This window comes from Mycolicibacterium palauense (genome assembly GCF_002592005.1).
In the GTDB taxonomy this organism is placed as follows: Bacteria; Actinomycetota; Actinomycetes; order Mycobacteriales; family Mycobacteriaceae; genus Mycobacterium; species Mycobacterium palauense.
Genome location: NZ_NVQF01000196.1, coordinates 1 through 1,386, shown reverse-complemented (window position 1 = coordinate 1,386; position 1,386 = coordinate 1). Strand labels below are relative to the sequence as shown.

The following is a 1,386-nucleotide window of genomic DNA, read 5'->3' as shown; positions in this document are numbered from 1 at the left end:
TCGCCGCGGGGGTAGAGGACGCTGCGACGGCGAGTTGGTTGGGTGAGCACGGCTGCGATATCGGGCAGGGGTACTACTTCGGGCGTCCGGTCGCCGCGGCCTACATCCCCGGCCTGGCCACCACCACCACCCCCACCGACTAACACCCCACCGACTCACACCCCACCGACCACGCACCACCAACGGCGATCACGGTGGCGGTGCCAATCGGCCCACAAGGTGCAGCCACGGCCGTTACCATTTGCCACACTGGTCGGCAGAGCAGGTCAGCGCGGGTGCGCGACCGGCGCTGACCTGCGGTTTACCAGCAGACGGGTCGTGGTGTCGAGGTGAGTGTCCACCGGTCTCTGCCGCGCACGGCACTGCCGATCGCGGTGTCTGGACTCGCGTGCATCGTCCTGGCCCTGTGGTTCGGCTACGGGTGGGGCGGCGAGCATGTCGTCGGCGTCGTCGATTCGCTCGGATTTGCCGCGTTCGCGCTCTACGCCACGGCCTGCGCGGTACTGGCCGCCCACTGGGCCCGTGGCCGCCACCGGATCGCCTGGATTCTGATGGCATGCGGGTTGGGGGCCTGGGCGGTCGGCGAGCTGATCTGGGCCCTGCTCGACCTCGTCCTGCACCAGAGTCCGTTCCCGTCCCCGGCGGACTTCTTCTATCTGGCCGCGTCCATCCTGATCGGCGCGGGCATCGTGCAACTCGGGCAGCGCGAGTCCGCGCGGTCCCGGTTGCGCATGATCGTCGACGGCCTGGTCGTCGGTGTGGCGCTGCTGCTGCTGATGTGGGTGCTGGTCCTCGACGACATCTACCGCGCCAGGCAGGGGAACCTGGCCTCCCTGGGGCTGGCCGTGGTCTATCCCGTGGTCGACGTGGTCGTGGTGGTGCTGGCGGTCCTGGTGCTGGCCCGCGCGCGTCGCGGGCAACGCACCGTGCTGTGGCTGCTGACCGTCGCCGTGGTGGTGATGACGGTCTCCGACACCGTGTTCGCCTACCAGGTCGCCCTGGACCGCTACGGCTCGGCGCAGGTCAGCGATGTCGGGTGGGCGATCTCCCTGTCGATCTTCGCCGCCGCCGCGCTGCGGAGTCGAAAGATCCCCGTCCCGCCGATGCTCATCGACACGGTGCCGTCGTCGATATCGGTATGGGTGCCCTATGCGCCCCTGCTGGTCGCCGGGATCGTGGGGCCGGCGGTGATTCTCAGCGGCCCGCTGGTGGTCGGGGTGCCCCTGCTGATGGGCCTGATCTGCGTGCGTCAGGTGGCCGCGGCGTGGGAGAACCGGCGGTTGTTGTCGGTGGCGGCGGATCAGGCGTTGCGGGATCCGTTGACGGGGTTGGGGAATCGGACGTTGTTTCGTGATCGGTTGGTGCACGCGATGATGTTGCGTCGTC

Annotated in this window: 1 pseudogene; it reads left to right on the top strand. The window is 69.0% G+C overall.

The features are described from left to right. Window positions 1–329 precede the first annotated feature (329 nt). Window positions 330–1,386, top strand: a pseudogene (locus CSR00_RS29825) (GGDEF domain-containing protein); the annotation flags it as partial.